This window comes from Companilactobacillus baiquanensis (genome assembly GCF_003946605.1).
GTDB classification, from domain to species: domain Bacteria; phylum Bacillota; class Bacilli; order Lactobacillales; family Lactobacillaceae; genus Companilactobacillus; species Companilactobacillus baiquanensis.
Genome location: NZ_RHOQ01000001.1, coordinates 120623 through 135769 on the forward strand (window position 1 = coordinate 120623; position 15147 = coordinate 135769).

General features: G+C 34.3%; 13 protein-coding genes. 12 read left to right on the forward strand and 1 reads right to left on the reverse strand.

The features are described from left to right. The first annotated feature begins 5 nt into the window (after positions 1 to 5). From EKM77_RS00605 to EKM77_RS00625, 5 genes are read left to right on the forward strand one after another with little or no spacing between them, the layout of a single operon-like run. Positions 6 to 749 (forward strand): Stp1/IreP family PP2C-type Ser/Thr phosphatase, encoded by a 744-nt coding sequence (locus tag EKM77_RS00605; protein WP_125591603.1) that lies wholly within the window; start codon positions 6 to 8, stop codon positions 747 to 749. Further along, positions 750 to 2693: a Stk1 family PASTA domain-containing Ser/Thr kinase gene (gene pknB, locus EKM77_RS00610; protein WP_125591606.1), complete on the forward strand. Its 1944-nt coding sequence runs from the start codon at positions 750 to 752 to the stop codon at positions 2691 to 2693. Between the two features lie 3 nt (positions 2694 to 2696). Further along, positions 2697 to 3587, forward strand: a complete 891-nt coding sequence (rsgA, locus tag EKM77_RS00615; RefSeq protein WP_125591608.1) for a ribosome small subunit-dependent GTPase A — start codon at positions 2697 to 2699, stop codon at positions 3585 to 3587. Positions 3588 to 3599: 12 nt separating this feature from the next. Further along, entirely contained in the window at positions 3600 to 4265 is a 666-nt protein-coding gene (gene rpe, locus EKM77_RS00620; RefSeq protein WP_125591610.1) for a ribulose-phosphate 3-epimerase, read from the forward strand. After that, entirely contained in the window at positions 4262 to 4924 is a 663-nt protein-coding gene (locus EKM77_RS00625) for a thiamine diphosphokinase (protein ID WP_125591612.1), read from the forward strand. Before rpe ends, EKM77_RS00625 begins: the two co-directional genes overlap by 4 nt. Before the next feature lie 46 nt (positions 4925 to 4970). On the opposite strand, the gene rpmB is transcribed toward EKM77_RS00625, so the two are convergent. After that, positions 4971 to 5156 (reverse strand): 50S ribosomal protein L28, encoded by a 186-nt coding sequence (gene rpmB / locus EKM77_RS00630; RefSeq protein ID WP_010019437.1) that lies wholly within the window; start codon positions 5154 to 5156, stop codon positions 4971 to 4973. A gap of 184 nt (positions 5157 to 5340) precedes the next feature. Here rpmB and EKM77_RS00635 point away from each other — a divergent pair, with 184 nt between their 5' ends. The 7 genes from EKM77_RS00635 (at position 5341) to smc (ending at position 15144) form a co-directional block, all read left to right on the forward strand. Beyond that, positions 5341 to 5709, forward strand: coding sequence for an Asp23/Gls24 family envelope stress response protein (locus EKM77_RS00635; RefSeq protein ID WP_125591614.1), 369 nt, complete (start codon positions 5341 to 5343; stop codon positions 5707 to 5709). Positions 5710 to 5775: 66 nt separating this feature from the next. Beyond that, the gene (locus EKM77_RS00640) at positions 5776 to 7413 is read left to right on the forward strand and encodes a DAK2 domain-containing protein (protein WP_164507702.1); all 1638 of its coding nucleotides are present in this window, start codon (positions 5776 to 5778) and stop codon (positions 7411 to 7413) included. Between the two features lie 53 nt (positions 7414 to 7466). Continuing rightward, complete coding sequence (recG, locus tag EKM77_RS00645) at positions 7467 to 9503, forward strand: ATP-dependent DNA helicase RecG (RefSeq protein WP_125591618.1); 2037 nt, start codon at positions 7467 to 7469, stop codon at positions 9501 to 9503. 12 nt (positions 9504 to 9515) lie between these two features. Further along, on the forward strand, positions 9516 to 10520 hold the full coding sequence (gene plsX / locus EKM77_RS00650) for a phosphate acyltransferase PlsX (RefSeq protein ID WP_164507679.1): 1005 nt from the start codon (positions 9516 to 9518) through the stop codon (positions 10518 to 10520). Positions 10521 to 10557: 37 nt separating this feature from the next. Beyond that, positions 10558 to 10800 carry an acyl carrier protein gene (gene acpP, locus EKM77_RS00655; RefSeq protein WP_125591622.1) on the forward strand — a complete coding sequence of 81 codons (243 nt, stop codon included), beginning with the start codon at positions 10558 to 10560 and terminating at the stop codon, positions 10798 to 10800. Positions 10801 to 10886: 86 nt separating this feature from the next. Continuing rightward, a complete protein-coding gene (gene rnc / locus EKM77_RS00660; RefSeq protein ID WP_125591624.1) occupies positions 10887 to 11576 on the forward strand; it encodes a ribonuclease III in 690 nt (229 codons plus the stop codon). A 13-nt stretch (positions 11577 to 11589) separates the two neighbouring features. After that, positions 11590 to 15144 carry a chromosome segregation protein SMC gene (smc, locus tag EKM77_RS00665; protein WP_125591626.1) on the forward strand — a complete coding sequence of 1185 codons (3555 nt, stop codon included), beginning with the start codon at positions 11590 to 11592 and terminating at the stop codon, positions 15142 to 15144. The last annotated feature ends 3 nt before the right edge of the window (positions 15145 to 15147 follow it).

The following is a 15147-nucleotide window of genomic DNA, read 5'->3' on the forward strand; positions in this document are numbered from 1 at the left end:
TGGATATGGATTACGCGTTATTAACCGACGTCGGTAAATTAAGAAAAAATAATCAAGATTATGTAAACGTATTTAAAAATAAAAAAGATGTTATTTTCGGTATCGTTGCTGACGGTATGGGAGGACATCGTGGTGGGGATGTTGCCTCTGATATGGCAGTTTCTCACTTAGGACACAATTTTGAACAGTCAGATATTGATGGATTAGATGATTTACGTGAATGGGTAATTAAAGAAATCAGTAAAGAAAATGATCGAATTGTCTCTGTGTCTAATCAATTTGATGATTTAAACGGTATGGGAACAACAATGGTCGGTGTTTTCTTTGCTGGAAAAACTATGATGGTGGTAAACGTTGGCGATTCACGTTGCTATATTTACCATGATCAAAAGCTTGAACAATTAAGTGTTGATCATTCATTAGTTCACGAACTCTTAGAAACTGGACAAATTAGTCCCGAAGAAGCAGAAAATCATCCGCAAAAAAATATTATTACGCAAACTTTGGGTGTTTCTCAGACTGTTCAACCACGGATCAAAAACTTTGATCTTATTGATGATGCAATTATTCTTCTATGTACTGACGGACTCACGAATATGATTTCTGAAGACGAAATAAAAGATGTTTTGAGTAAAAAGGATAGTTTAGACGCTAAATGCCATATTTTAATCGATAAAGCTAATCAGGCTGGTGGGAGAGATAATATCACCGCATTACTTTTTGCCTCAGGAAATGGGGGTATTGAGTAAATGGATAAAGGTTACCTTGTTGGTGGCCGTTATGAGATCTTAGGTACGCTTGGCGAAGGCGGAATGGCTAATGTTTATTTAGCAAAAGATATAAGACTCAACAGGAAAGTTGCTGTTAAGGCTTTAAGATATGATCTTCAAGATGATGAATCTGTTAAAAAGAGATTCGGACGTGAAGCTAAAGCTACCAGCGGTCTTTCAAGCCCTAATATTGTTAATGTTTTAGATGTTGGCAGTGATAATGGGATTCAATTCATTGTAATTGAATATGTTGACGGCCCCAATTTAAAAAAATATATCAAAACTCATTTTCCAATTCCTTATCATGAAGTTGTTGATATTATGGAACAAATTTGTTCAGCTGTTACGACAGCACACGAACATGGAATAATCCATCGTGATTTGAAACCGGAAAATATTTTAGTTGACGAATCACAAGATCCGATACAGGTAAAAGTGTCAGATTTTGGGATTGCACTGGCTCTAAGTGAACAATCGATCACGAGAACAAATTCACTTTTAGGCTCAGTTCATTATATGTCGCCTGAACAGATCCGTGGAAAATCGGCAACAGTTTTATCTGATATTTATGCTCTAGGGATCATTTTATTTGAACTATTAACAAAACATGTTCCCTTTACAGGAGATACAGCCGTATCTGTTGCTTTAAAGCATTCTAAAGAAGATATTCCTGATCTGCATGCAATTGATCATAATATCCCACAACCTTTGGAAAACGTTGTTTTAAGGGCAACTGCTAAAGATCCAGAAGAACGCTATCAAACAGTTAGAGACATGTGTGAAGATATTAATACATGTCTTTTACCAGAACGTGCTAATGAACCGAAGTTTATTCCGATATCTCATAATGACCTAGAAGAAACTAAGGTTATGCAACCAATACGTGAAGAAAATCAAGAAAAGCCAATTCAGAAGAAAAATAGTAAACGTAAAAAGATAATATGGATGTCATTGATACCGATTTTATTATTATTATTTTTAATTTTTGCAATTGTCAGAGGTAGTGCCGAGACATCGGTTCCAGATTTAAGTAATTTAACGATCAAGCAGGCTACGGTCATGTTGAAAGGGTCTAACTTACAAGTTGGATCTATATCTAAAGAAAATGACGATGATGTAGTAGCTGGACATGTTATTAAATCAATTCCGGCAAGAGGTCTCAAACTAAAGAATAATGCTAAAGTTAATTTAGTCGTTAGTTTGGGAGCAAGGTATTATAAGATGCCGAAGGTAACTGGTAAGCAATATGATGATGTTTCAGACGGTTTAAAGAAACGAGGATTTAGTATCCACTTGAAATATAAAGCAACTAAGGATTATTCAGCCGGGATCGTTATGAAACAAAGTATTAAGGCCGGAAGTAAAGTGGTGGCGAAAAAGAAACGTTTAGTTTTAACAATTGCCAAAACCCCGACGGTCAAAAAGAAAACTTACAAGGTACGTGATTTAACTGGCTATAATTTAAAGAGTATTCAAGATTATGCTGATGAGATAGATGCTGTTTTGGATGTTGACTATCAATATTCAGATACTATTACAACCGGAGTTTTAATTTCTCAAAATCCATCTGCTGGTAGTAGTATTATGCAAGGAGCAACGTTAACCGTTGTTATGTCAAAGGGTAAGGACGAAAGTGATAGTGACTCTTCTGACAGTGATAAAGATAGTGACACAAATAGTGATACAACCAAGACAGTTACAAAAGATGTAAGCATACCTTATGACGATGGTAGCGGCACTACTAATTCAGTCACGATTTATATTGGTGATGCTACTCATAGTATTAGTAATCCATATAAGACAATGACGATTACACAGACAACACCAGTAACATTGAGTTTTAATTTAAAGAGTGGTCAAACGGGTACTTATAATATTGTTAGAGATAATCAAACAGTTGTGACTGGCTCAGTAAGTGGGTAATGGATGAAAAAAGAAGGAAGAATTATTAAATCAATCAGTGGTTTCTATGACGTTTTAGATCATGAAAGTCACGAACTGGTTAGAACTAGAGCACGAGGAAATTTTAGAAAAAGAAAGATCAAACCAATCGTAGGTGACATGGTCACTTATGAGTCTAGTGGTGATCTTGGTTATATTCTGGAAATTGAAGATCGTGAAAATAGTTTGGTTCGTCCACCGATAGCGAATATTGACCAAGCTATTGTAGTAACTTCATCAGTCGAACCTAATTTTTCAAGTAATTTACTAGATAAAATTTTAGTAAATATTGAACACAATGATATTGAACCATTGATCTATCTTACAAAAACTGACTTACTAGATGACGCTAAGTATGATGAGCTTAAAAATGTCTTAGATGGTTATCATAAAGCTGGTTATACGGTTTTTGATAGTCGTGATAGTTACAGTAAAGAACAGGTAAACAACTTAATGGAGCATTTTTCCGACAAGGTTACTGTTTTTACTGGACAGTCTGGTGCTGGTAAATCGACATTACTCAATCATATTGATCCAGATCTTGGTTTAGCAACCGCTGAAATATCACAAACGTTGAATCGTGGTAAACATACCACTAGACAAGTATCATTATTTGATATTGCCGGTGGTTTAGTTGCCGATACACCAGGATTTTCTTCGTTAGAGTTAATTGAAATCGATCAAGAAGAACTACCGAACCTTTTTCCAGAGTTTGTTAAATATAGTGGTGAATGTCAATTTCGTGGTTGTCATCATGTCAATGAACCTAACTGTAAAGTTAAAGAAATGGTTGAAAAAGGTACAATAATGAAAAGTCGTTATGATAATTATTTATACTTTTTAAATGAAATAAATTCATATAAGAAAAAATACTAAGGAGTGTATCGAATGACAAATAAAATAGCCCCATCGATTCTTTCCGCAGATATTATGAATCTGGAAAGAGATGTAAAAATGGCCGAGGCTGCCGGTGCTGATTTATTCCATATTGATATTATGGATGGACACTTTGTTCCCAATATGTCTTTTAGCCCCAGCGTTGTTGAAGGGATGAATAAGGTTACTGATAAACCTTTGGATGTTCACTTGATGATCGATAATCCGGAAGAATATATTAAACCTATCGTAGAAGCTGGTGCCGATACGATTTTAGTACATGCGGAAAGTACACATCATACTTATCGTTCAATTCAAATGATCAAACAATTAGGTGCTAAAGCCGGGATCGTAGTCAATCCTGGTACTGCACTTGAAAATGTTAAAGAATTGTTCCCGATCATTGATCAAATTTTAGTTATGACGGTTAATCCTGGTTTTGGTGGACAAGAATTTTTGCCCGGAATGACCAAGAAAATTCAACGCTTAGATCAATTACGTCAAACGTCTGCTACTAATGACTTTCAAATTGAAGTCGATGGCGGGATCAATGACGAAACGATCACTAAATGTGCAGACGCCGGAGCTGATATTTTTGTTGCTGGTTCATATCTCTTTGGTAGTAATGATTTTGAGGGCAGAATCAATAAATTAAAGGCTTTAGTGGAAGACGAATGAAACGAGTCAATATTTTATTAGGCGGTCCACAAAGCGAGTATCCTGAAGAAATGAACAGTATCAAAGCTATCCCTGGGCCTTGGGTTGGCGCTGATAGAGGAAATCTTTATTTAGTAAAAAATGGAGTGATCCCGGAAATTGCGATTGGGGATTTTGATTCAATAAATAAAAAAGAACAAAAATTCTTAAAAGATAAAATTTCTAATTTTTACAAGTTTCCTCCAGAAAAAAATGATACCGATTCAGACTTATGTCTCTTAGCTGCTAGAGAAAAGTTCAATGCTCAGGAATATATTATTTATGGTGGCACTGGTGGTAGGATAGATCACTTCTTACGTAATCTGTTCATGCCTTTTGATAAAAGATTTTTCGATTTTTATGATAAGCTTTATTTCAAATCAGCTAATAATACTATTAGATTTTTTAAACCTGGTAGTTATACTGTTTATCATGAACATGGAATGAAATATATTGGATTTATAAATCTTGGACCAGTTACACGTTTAAATATAGTGAATGCCAAGTATAAGTTAAAAGATTTTAGTGCCGATCATCCTGTCAGTTGGTCCAGCAATGAATTTGTTGGTGATTCAATTGATTTTAATTTCGGCAGTGGAGTAGTGGCAGTAATTCAAAGCTCCGATAAAAAGGCAAAATAAAAAGGACTAACGATTAATCGTTAGTCCTTTTTATCATTTTAAAAAATTATACGCGGGTAACTTTTCCTGATTTCAAAGCTCTAGCTGAAACCCAAACACGTTTAGGTTTACCATCAACCATGATACGAACTTTTTGCAAGTTTGGCTTCCAAGAACGTTTTGATTGATTAAGAGCGTGAGAACGTTTGTTACCAAACACTGTCTTACGGCCTGTAATAATATCTTTTGCCATGGGACCGACCTCCTTTGGCTACATGTTTTCTTTTAAAATATCACCTGACTAATTTACCATAACATTGCAACTAAAGCAATAGAGTAATAATATTGATCTTAAATCTTTAATTCAAAATGTTGCTATGATAAAATTTTTATGGTTATGATAGGATAGATAAGGTCCAAAGATAGGAGGATCCAGAATGGCAGTTACAATTAAAACAAAGCATGGCGAAATAGTCGTGTCCACTAACAGTGTTTCGACAATTGTTGGCGGTGCTGCTTCAGACATATACGGTATTGTAGGTATGGCAAGCAAGAATCAATTGCGTGATGGAGTAAATACAATTTTAAACCGTGAGGATTTTTCTCGTGGCGTTGTTGTTGATCAAAAAGATGGTAAACTTGCCGTCGATGTATATATCATAGTAGGATATGGAATTAAAATATCAGAAGTTGCTAAAAATTTAAAAGCGAAAGTTAAATATAACCTAGAGACAATGCTCGGAACACCGGCCGGCACTGTTAATGTGTATGTTCAAGGAATTAAAGTTTTGGACGACATTAAATAGGTATTAAGCTGGTTGGAGGGAATTTTTTTGAGCAAAGAACTTATTACCAAAAATGAATTTTCTGATATGGTGCGTGTAGCATCACATCGTTTAGAAAAAAATGCTAAATTTGTTAATTCATTAAATGTTTTTCCTGTTCCAGATGGTGATACAGGAACAAATATGAGTCTTACAATTCAAAGTGGATTTAAGGCCGTTAATGAATCAGAGAGTACACATGTTGGTACTTTGGGCAAAGCTTTGGCTAAGGGATTATTGATGGGAGCTAGAGGTAACTCTGGTGTCATCACTTCTCAATTATTTAGAGGTTTTTCAAAGAGTATCGAGAAAAAAGAATCTTTAAATGCTGATGATTTGGCCTTAGCATTTGAAAATGGTGTAAAAACAGCCTATAAGGCCGTTATGAAGCCCGTAGAAGGAACTATCTTAACAGTTGCTAAATATGGTGCAGAAGCTGGTATGAAGAAGGCTAAGAAAACAAAAGACGCTTCAGAAGTTATGTCTGCTGTTGTTCAAGGAGCTAAGATCGGCTTGGAGAAGACACCATCACTATTACCTGTTCTAAAAGAAGTTGGTGTTGTCGATTCTGGTGGACAAGGATTAGTGTTTATTTATGAAGGCTTTTTAGAAGGACTTTCAGGTGAATCTGTAAGTAGTGAAGCTTATACGCCTGATGAAGCTGAAATGGATGAAATGATCAATGCAACCCATCATCAAGAGTCCGTTCAAAGTCAATTTAATACTGATTCGATCGAGAATGGCTACTGTACTGAAATGATGGTTGAATTGGGCGAGAACCCAACTTCTGATGAGAAGTTTGATTATGATAAATTCCGTCAATACTTAAGTGAAATTGGTGACTCATTATTAGTAGTTTCTGATGATGAAGTTGTTAAAGTTCATGTTCATACTAACTATCCCTATAAAGTATGGGAAGCTGGTAGAAAATTTGGGGCTTTAACAAAGATTAAAATTGATAATATGCGTATTCAGCATGAAACTATTGTTGATGAAGATGAAATTGCTACACCAGTTAATAGTCAACCGATCGATTATGCGGTTATTACCGTTTCTTCAGGAGAAGGGCTGTCTACTTTATTTGAAAGTCTTGGTGTAACACATGTTATTAGTGGTGGACAAACAATGAATCCATCCACAAACGATATTGTTGATGCAATCAATGCTTCTAATGCCAAACGCGCAATTATCTTACCAAATAACGGTAATATTATTATGGCCGCAAAACAGGCTGCAGAACTAGTAAATATTCCGGTTGCAATTGTCGCTTCAAAGACAATTTCACAAGGTATGACAGCCATGTTGTCGTTTAATCCAGAAGCTGATTTAGATGAAAATAAAGAAAATATGGAAGATTCATTAGATACCGTTAAGAGTGGACAAATTACTAAGGCGATCCGTGATACAGAAATTGATGGCTTGAAGATAACTAAAGGTCATTATATGGGAATAATCGACGGAAAGATCTTAGTAGACTCTGAAGAAATAATTAAAGGTACAGAAGAAACATTAGATAAAATGATCGATGAAGATAGTGAGGTAATCACGATTTTAATCGGTCAAGATGGAAATGAAGCTGATGCTCAAAAGATCTCTGATTATTTAGATGATAAGTATTCTGATTTAGAAACTGAAATACATCAGGGTGATCAACCAGTTTATCCATATTTAATTGCTGTAGAATAATTAACACTAAGTTTGGGACTTTTGTTCCAAACTTGTTTTGTTTAGGAGGGAAAATGGACTTAAGAACAGTTTCAGTATCGACTTTGCCAGGAGTGGGAACTAAGCGATTTGAGGCAATCAAATCCTTAGGGATTGAAAATATTTATGACTTATTGTTCTATTTTCCCTTCCGGTATGAAGATATGGAAGTAAAATCGTTAGATGATGCCATTGATCAAGAAAAAATTTTGTTGAAAGGTATAGTTGCCAGTGATCCAGTCGTGGCACGATTTGGATATAAAAAAAATCGCTTAAATGTGAGGATCATGGTCGAAAATGAATCCATAATGGTGACTTTTTTCAATCAACCGTGGCTAAAAGATAAATTTATAACCGGAAATGAAGTTGCGGTTTATGGCAAATGGAATGAAAATAGGCGTGCTATCACAGGAATGAAAGTTTTAGGCGATGGCCATGCGCAAGATTCAATAGATTCAGTTTATTCAGTGAATAAGAACATTCATCAAAAAACTTTAGTAAATCTCATTAAAGTAGCCTTTGATAAATATTCTGATCAAATCAAGACTGTTATTCCTGAATCACTAATTGAAAAATATCATTTGATGAATGATCGAGATATGGTTTTAGGAATGCATTTTCCTAAGACAGATGAACAAAACGAGTTAGCTAGACGAAGTGCCAAATTCCGAGAATTTTTCTTGTTTGAATGTGGAATTCAAAATATGAAATCCCGTGATAAGAAGGCACATGTCGGTTTATTAGAAAAGTACGATAAAGAGTATATTGATAAATTTATTTCAGGATTGCCGTTTGAATTAACTAAAGCCCAAACAAGAGTAACTGCTGAAATATTAGCTGATATGAATTCTTCACATCATATGAATCGGCTACTTCAAGGTGATGTTGGCTCTGGTAAAACGATCGTGGCGATCATTGCTATGTTAGCTTCTGTAACTGCTGGTTATCAGGCGGCAATTATGGCACCAACAGAAATCTTGGCTCAACAACATTTCGATAAAATTGGTAAGTTGCTTTCACCATTAAAAATCAGGACTAGTATCTTAACTGGTTCGCAGACAAAAAAAGAGCATGACACAATAGCTCAAAATATTCGTGAAGGTAAAACTAATATCATCGTGGGAACGCATGCTTTAATTCAAGATAGTGTTCAATTCAAAGATTTAGGGTTGATAGTTATTGATGAGCAACATCGTTTTGGTGTCAATCAACGTAAAAATCTGCGCGAAAAGGGAAATAATCCTGACGTTTTGGCTATGACTGCCACACCGATCCCTAGAACTTTAGCAATTACAGCTTATGGAGATATGGATGTTTCAAGAATCGACGAATTACCAGCTGGTAGAAAAAAGATTGAAACATATTGGATCAGAAGTACCAAAATAGAACAAATGTATCGCTTTGTGACTAAAGAATTAGCCAAAAAAGCACAGGTTTATGTTGTGACACCACTAATTTCTGAATCTGAAAAAATAGATTTAAAAAATGCCGAGTTAATTTTTGACAAATTTAATGAGTTATTTGCGCCTAAATATAAAATCGGCTTATTACATGGTCAGATGCCAAATGATCAAAAAGAAGATGTGATGAATCAATTTAGTCATCAAAAAATAGATGTTTTGGTTTCTACGACTGTTATTGAAGTTGGGGTTGATGTTCCCAATGCTTCAGTTATGGTGATCTATGATGCTAACCGTTTTGGTTTGTCACAATTACATCAGCTAAGAGGTCGAGTTGGTCGTGGTGAAAAACAATCATATTGTATTTTGATTGCTGATCCTAAAAATGAAACTGCTTTGGAAAGAATGAAAATTCTGACTTCAACAAATGATGGTTTTGTTTTGGCCGAAGAAGATTTGAAGATGCGTGGTGCTGGGGATGTTTTAGGCAGTCGTCAATCGGGGTTACCTGATTTCAAGGTTGGTGACCCTATTGCCGATATAAATATTCTAGAAACCGCTCAAATTGAAGCTGAAGCACTTTTTAAGAATGATGCTATGGCTAAACCAGAAAACAAAGTGTTAAAATCTTTCTTGAATGATGAATTTGAACAGTTAAATAATTTTGATTAGTGAGGAAATATAATGAAAATTGCCGTAGATGCTATGGGTGGAGATAATGCACCAGAGGTTGTAGTTGAGGGTATTGAAAAAGCACGTGATGAATGGACAGATTTAGAGTTTGTTCTTTATGGTGATGAAACTAAAATAAAAGAATATTTAAAAAATGATAAAAGAATAACAATCGTTAATACGGATGAGGAAATTTTAGGGACAGATGAACCTGTTAAAGCAATCCGCTCTAAAAAGAACTCTTCAATGGTATTAGCAGCTAAATCGGTTAAGAATAATGAAGCCGATGCGATGCTTTCTTTGGGTAATACGGGTGCTTTGTTAGCGGCTGGCATCTTTATTGTTGGACGTATCAAGCAAGTTTCAAGACCAGCTCTGATGCCAACTTTGCCAGTTACAAATTCTTCATTAGGGGTCAATGTTTTAGACGTTGGGGCCAATGCTGAAGCTAAAGCGGCTTATTTACAACAATGGGCAATAATGGGTTCGATTTATGCACATGATATTAAGCAAATTGAAGAACCTCGAGTGGCTTTATTAAATAACGGAACTGAATCTGATAAAGGGGATCCACTTCATAAAGAAGCATATGAACTACTGAAAAATACCGAAGGAATAAACTTTATTGGTAATGTAGAGTCGAATAATATCTTGGCAGGTGTAGCTGATGTTATCGTTACTGATGGATTTACTGGTAACGCTGCTTTGAAGGCTACTGAAGGAGCTGCAACTATCTTATTGAGCCAATTAAAGAATGCCTTGCTTAATAGTGGATTCTTTACTAAAATGGGTGCTGCTATTGTTGCGCCATCATTGAAATCTTTAAAAGATATGTTTGATACTTCTAAAGCTGGAGGAGCTGTTCTTTTGGGATTGAAATCACCAGTGGTTAAAGCGCATGGAGCAGCTGATTCTAAGACTGTTTTCTATACAGTAAAACAGATCTATGGTATGTTGCTTAACGATACAATTAATAAAGCAAATAAGTATTTCGAACAAATTGAAGAAAAGAAATAATTTAAACAAACTTGGGAAAAACAGGAGAGTTATTTAGATGTCAGAACAAGAAATTTTTGAAAAAATCAGTAAAATGATCGTTGATAAATTTGAGGTAGATCCAGATGCTGTTAAAAATGAAACTTCATTTACAGATGATTTGGATGCTGATTCGATCGATCTAGTAGAATTTGTTTTGGAACTTGAAGAAGAATTCGATCAAGAAATTCCTGATGAAGATGCTGAAAAGATCACAACTGTGGGTCAGGCTGTTAGTTATATTAAGGAACATCAAAAATAAGACCGCTAGGTCTTATTTTTTTGCTTGAATAAATATTTTAAAGCCAAAAATTTAGTATAATTAATATTATCGGAAAGGGGCATATCATGTTAGATCCGAAATTTTTAAGTTACTTAAGTGAAAACTATGGAATAACTTTCAATGATAAAAAATTGGTTGAACGTGCGATGACGCATTCTTCCTTTGATAATGAACATAAAGAATTAGGCATTGGTGATTATGAAAGATTGGAATTTTTAGGGGATGCTGTTTTAGAAATAAATATTTCTAAGTATCTTTTTGAAAAATTCCCACAATTGCCAGAAGGTAAATTAACACGTTTGCGTTCAGATATTGTAAGAACAGATAGTTTTGCAAGATTTGCCAAACAAATTCAAATAGATAAATATTTACTGATCGGTAAAGGTGAAGAAAAACAAGGTGCGCGTCAAAGACATACTCTACTAGAGGATATTTTTGAGGCTTTTAACGGAGCGCTTTATTTAGATCAAGGTAATGAAAAAGTAGATGAATTTTTACAAAGAGTAGTTTATCCACATATTGATTCAGGAGAATTTTCAGAAGATACCGACTTCAAAACTCATATTCAAGAAAAATTGCAACAAGCTGGTGAAGTTGAGATCGATTATGAGGTTATCGATGAAGAAGGACCGGATCATGATAAAAAATTTGAAGTGGAATTATTAGTAGATGGGAAATTCTTATCCAAAGGCTTTGGTTACAGTAAGAAACATGCAGAGCAAATGGCCGCTAAGAAAGCGTTAGAAGAATTATAGGAGTTAGTATTTTATGCCATTAAAATCATTAGTAATAAATGGATTCAAATCTTTTGCTGATAAAACAAAGATTGATTTTACAAGTGGAATTACCGGCGTTGTCGGACCAAATGGAAGCGGGAAATCAAATATTACTGAAGCTATCCGTTGGGTTATGGGTGAGCAGTCAGCAAAAAGTTTACGTGGTGACAAGATGGCAGATATTATTTTTGCCGGTAGTGATACTCGTCCACAAATGAATCACGCTGAAGTTATTTTAGAATTTGATAACTCGAAAAAAGAATTGAAATCAGATCAAGTTAATCTTTCGATCAAAAGAAAATTGTATCGAAACGGCGATACTGAATTCTCCATTAACAACAAAGATTGCCGTCTAAAAGACATCACTGAATTATTTATGGATTCAGGAATGGGCAAGCAATCCTTTTCAATAATTTCTCAAGGAAGAGTTGAAGAAATTTTTAATAGTAAGCCAGTTCAAAGACGGGCAATTATTGAAGAATCAGCCGGGATTGCTTTATTTAAGCAGAAAAAAATTCAAGCTGAAAATAAATTAGCTGAAACAACTGACAACTTGCATCGTGTATCAGATATTGTTTCTGAACTGTCTAAACAAGTGGAACCACTTAAAGAACAAGCCAGTATAGCTAGAGATTATCAAAATCAAAAGAGTCAATATGATGCCATTTATCAGCAACTTTTGACAATTGAGATAAAAGATACATCTGCTATTAAACGCAAAACAAATAATGAATTGCGTGAAGTGAAGTTGAGCTTACAAGAAATTGAGAAAAAAGTTAAAAGATCAACCGCTAATTTAAATGAAAACCGAACTAAAATAAGTAAACTGGCTAAAGAAATTGATTCTAAACAAAATGAATTAATGGAAAATACTCGAACTTTAGAAGTGCTTAATGGTCAAATTGCGGTTTCAGATGAACGAAATGGTTTTAATACTAGCAATCAAAATTCATTAAATGATCGTTTGGAAAAGCTTTTAGAAAATCAACAAGTTGAACAACAAAAATTAGACAATTGTCGAATTAAGCTTAGTAATTATCAAAAAAAGATCAAACTTTATCAGACTGAATTAAAAGAGATCGAACATCTTAAAGAGCAAACACCAGAAGATCTTCAAAATGAAATTAATCAATTACAGGACCAATATGTAAATACTTTGCAAGATCAAGTTTCTAATAATAATGAACAAAAATTTAGTCAGCGTCAGTTGGATAGAATTTCACAGCTAGAAAATGAACAAACAAAGAATAGTGAAGAAATATCTGAAAAAATCACTAAATTGAATCATGAGTTAGAACTTACTAATGAATCAATCAATAAATTAGTCGAGGATAATCAAGATTTAATAAAGAAAGGTCAAGATATTTCTTCGGCAATTGACCAAGTTACTGAACAAGGTCAAAAAGAGAATCAAGATTATTTGAAAGAACTGGAGAGCCTTCAAGAAATAAAAGCTCGTAAGACGGTTCTGGAGAATATGGAACAAGAGCATGCAGGTTTTTATGAAGGTACAAAAAATGTTTTAAACAATCAAAAAAACTTAGATGGTATTGTTGGTGCAGTCGCTGAATTAATTACAGTTCCAAAAAAGTACCAATTAGCGATTGAAACAGTTGTTAGTAATCAGCTTCAATCGATCGTGACAAAAGATGAAGCTTCTGCTAAGAAGGCAATTGGATTTTTACGTCAAAAGAATGCTGGACGTGCAACCTTTTTACCTAAAAATATTATTCAACCGAGAACAATTTATTCCACGGATTTAAATTCAGCACATAATGTGACTGGGTTTATTGATGTAGCAAGTAATCTAGTCGAATTTGATATGAGTGTCGGGAATATTGTGCAAAATATTTTGGGTAATTTGTTGATTGCTACTGATATTGACTCTGCTACTAAAGTTTCTGCAGCTGTAAATAGAAAATATCGAGTTGTAACTTTAGATGGAAACGTTGTTAATGCCGGTGGATCTTTGACAGGTGGACAAAAAAGACGTGTTAATTCGAGTCTTCTAAGTAGAAAAGAAGACTTGAAAGAATTAGTCGCTAGCTTGTCCAAAAAAGAAGTAACTTTAGATCAAAGACAAAAAACAGTGTCTGATCTTCGTAAAAAGTTAGTTAGTTTGCGTCATGAAAAAGCCAGTGTTGATGAAAAACTTTCGGCCTTTAATCAGCGTAAAGGTGAAATAAATAACACTTTATTAACTCAAGAAAATGAATTGAAACATTTAAAAAATCAGGAATCTGCTTATACATATAATCAGACGAAAACTCAAACTGAGAAAGACGAATTAACTGAAAACTTAAACCAACAAATCAGTACGGCAGATAAGTTAAAGGATAATTTGACTGAATTACAAAAAAGAATTGATGATAAAAAGAAGACACTTAAAGATTTTGACTCAAAATTATCTTCTACTAATGAAAAAATTCAAAAATACCAGACTGATTTGGCAGTCGTAAAAAGTAATTTTGAAAATGAAAATTCACAAGAGAACAGTTTACTAGCTGAAATCACTTCAAATGACGAACAAATTAAAGAACTGCGCATACGTTTAGATCAATTGAATAGCGAAAAAGATAATTTAGACCTTAGTAATTCAGAAATCAAAGCCAAAATAAGTGACTTAAATGTAAAAATTGATCAAATCAAACAGGAATTGAAGTCACTGCAAGAAAATCGTTCCGATGAAGAAATCAAAGCAAAAGAATTAAATGAGTTAGCTCAACGAAACTTTGATTTACAAAAGAGTGCTTCTGATCAACAAGAAAATTTGGCGATAAAAGTTACTAAGTTGACTAATGAGATCGATAGTCGTTTAGACATTTTGGATAAAGATTATCAATTGACTTATGAAGCAGCAATGGTTAATTTGAAGAAACAAGACGCAGAACCTGATGAATTAAAACGTAAGGCTGATTTATTGAAAATGGGAATAGATGAGTTAGGATCAGTTAATTTATCTGCAATTGCCGAATATGACAAAGTTAAGGACCGATATGAATTTTTAACACAGCAACAAGATGATTTATTAACAGCTAGAAAACAACTTCTAGACACTATGTCAGAGATGAATAATGAGGTTATGACTCGCTTTAAGAGAACTTTTGATGACGTTTCAGCCGCATTTGAAACCATCTTCCCTGAAATGTTTGCTGGGGGACGTGCTAAACTAGTTTTAACTGAACCCAATAATCTCTTGGAAACAGGAATTGAGATCATTGCTCAACCACCTGGGAAAAAATTCCAAAGATTAAGTCTTCTTTCAGGTGGAGAAAAGGCTTTAACAGCAATTACTTTGTTGTTTGCCATTATTAAGGTTCATCCTGTACCGTTTTGTATTTTAGATGAGGTAGAAGCATCACTTGATGATGCCAATGTTTATCGTTTTGCCAATTATTTAAATAAATATGACGATAATACCGAATTTATCGTAATTACTCATCGTAAAGGTACAATGATGAATGTAAATCGACTTTATGGGGTCACGATGGAAGAATCTGGTGTCTCTAAAATGTTATCTGTCAAAGTAGAAAAACAAGGAGATTAGTAT

Coding starts and splice junctions, on each gene's coding strand:
- recG (WP_125591618.1), top strand. CDS start 7,467: ATGGACTTAAGAACAGTTTCAGTATCGACTTTGCCAGGAGTGGGAACT.
- EKM77_RS00635 (WP_125591614.1), top strand. CDS start 5,341: ATGGCAGTTACAATTAAAACAAAGCATGGCGAAATAGTCGTGTCCACT.
- smc (WP_125591626.1), top strand. CDS start 11,590: ATGCCATTAAAATCATTAGTAATAAATGGATTCAAATCTTTTGCTGAT.
- rsgA (WP_125591608.1), top strand. CDS start 2,697: ATGAAAAAAGAAGGAAGAATTATTAAATCAATCAGTGGTTTCTATGAC.
- EKM77_RS00605 (WP_125591603.1), top strand. CDS start 6: ATGGATTACGCGTTATTAACCGACGTCGGTAAATTAAGAAAAAATAAT.
- EKM77_RS00640 (WP_164507702.1), top strand. CDS start 5,776: ATGGTGCGTGTAGCATCACATCGTTTAGAAAAAAATGCTAAATTTGTT.
- rnc (WP_125591624.1), top strand. CDS start 10,887: ATGTTAGATCCGAAATTTTTAAGTTACTTAAGTGAAAACTATGGAATA.
- EKM77_RS00625 (WP_125591612.1), top strand. CDS start 4,262: ATGAAACGAGTCAATATTTTATTAGGCGGTCCACAAAGCGAGTATCCT.
- plsX (WP_164507679.1), top strand. CDS start 9,516: ATGAAAATTGCCGTAGATGCTATGGGTGGAGATAATGCACCAGAGGTT.
- rpmB (WP_010019437.1), bottom strand. CDS start 5,156: ATGGCAAAAGATATTATTACAGGCCGTAAGACAGTGTTTGGTAACAAA.
- acpP (WP_125591622.1), top strand. CDS start 10,558: ATGTCAGAACAAGAAATTTTTGAAAAAATCAGTAAAATGATCGTTGAT.
- pknB (WP_125591606.1), top strand. CDS start 750: ATGGATAAAGGTTACCTTGTTGGTGGCCGTTATGAGATCTTAGGTACG.
- rpe (WP_125591610.1), top strand. CDS start 3,600: ATGACAAATAAAATAGCCCCATCGATTCTTTCCGCAGATATTATGAAT.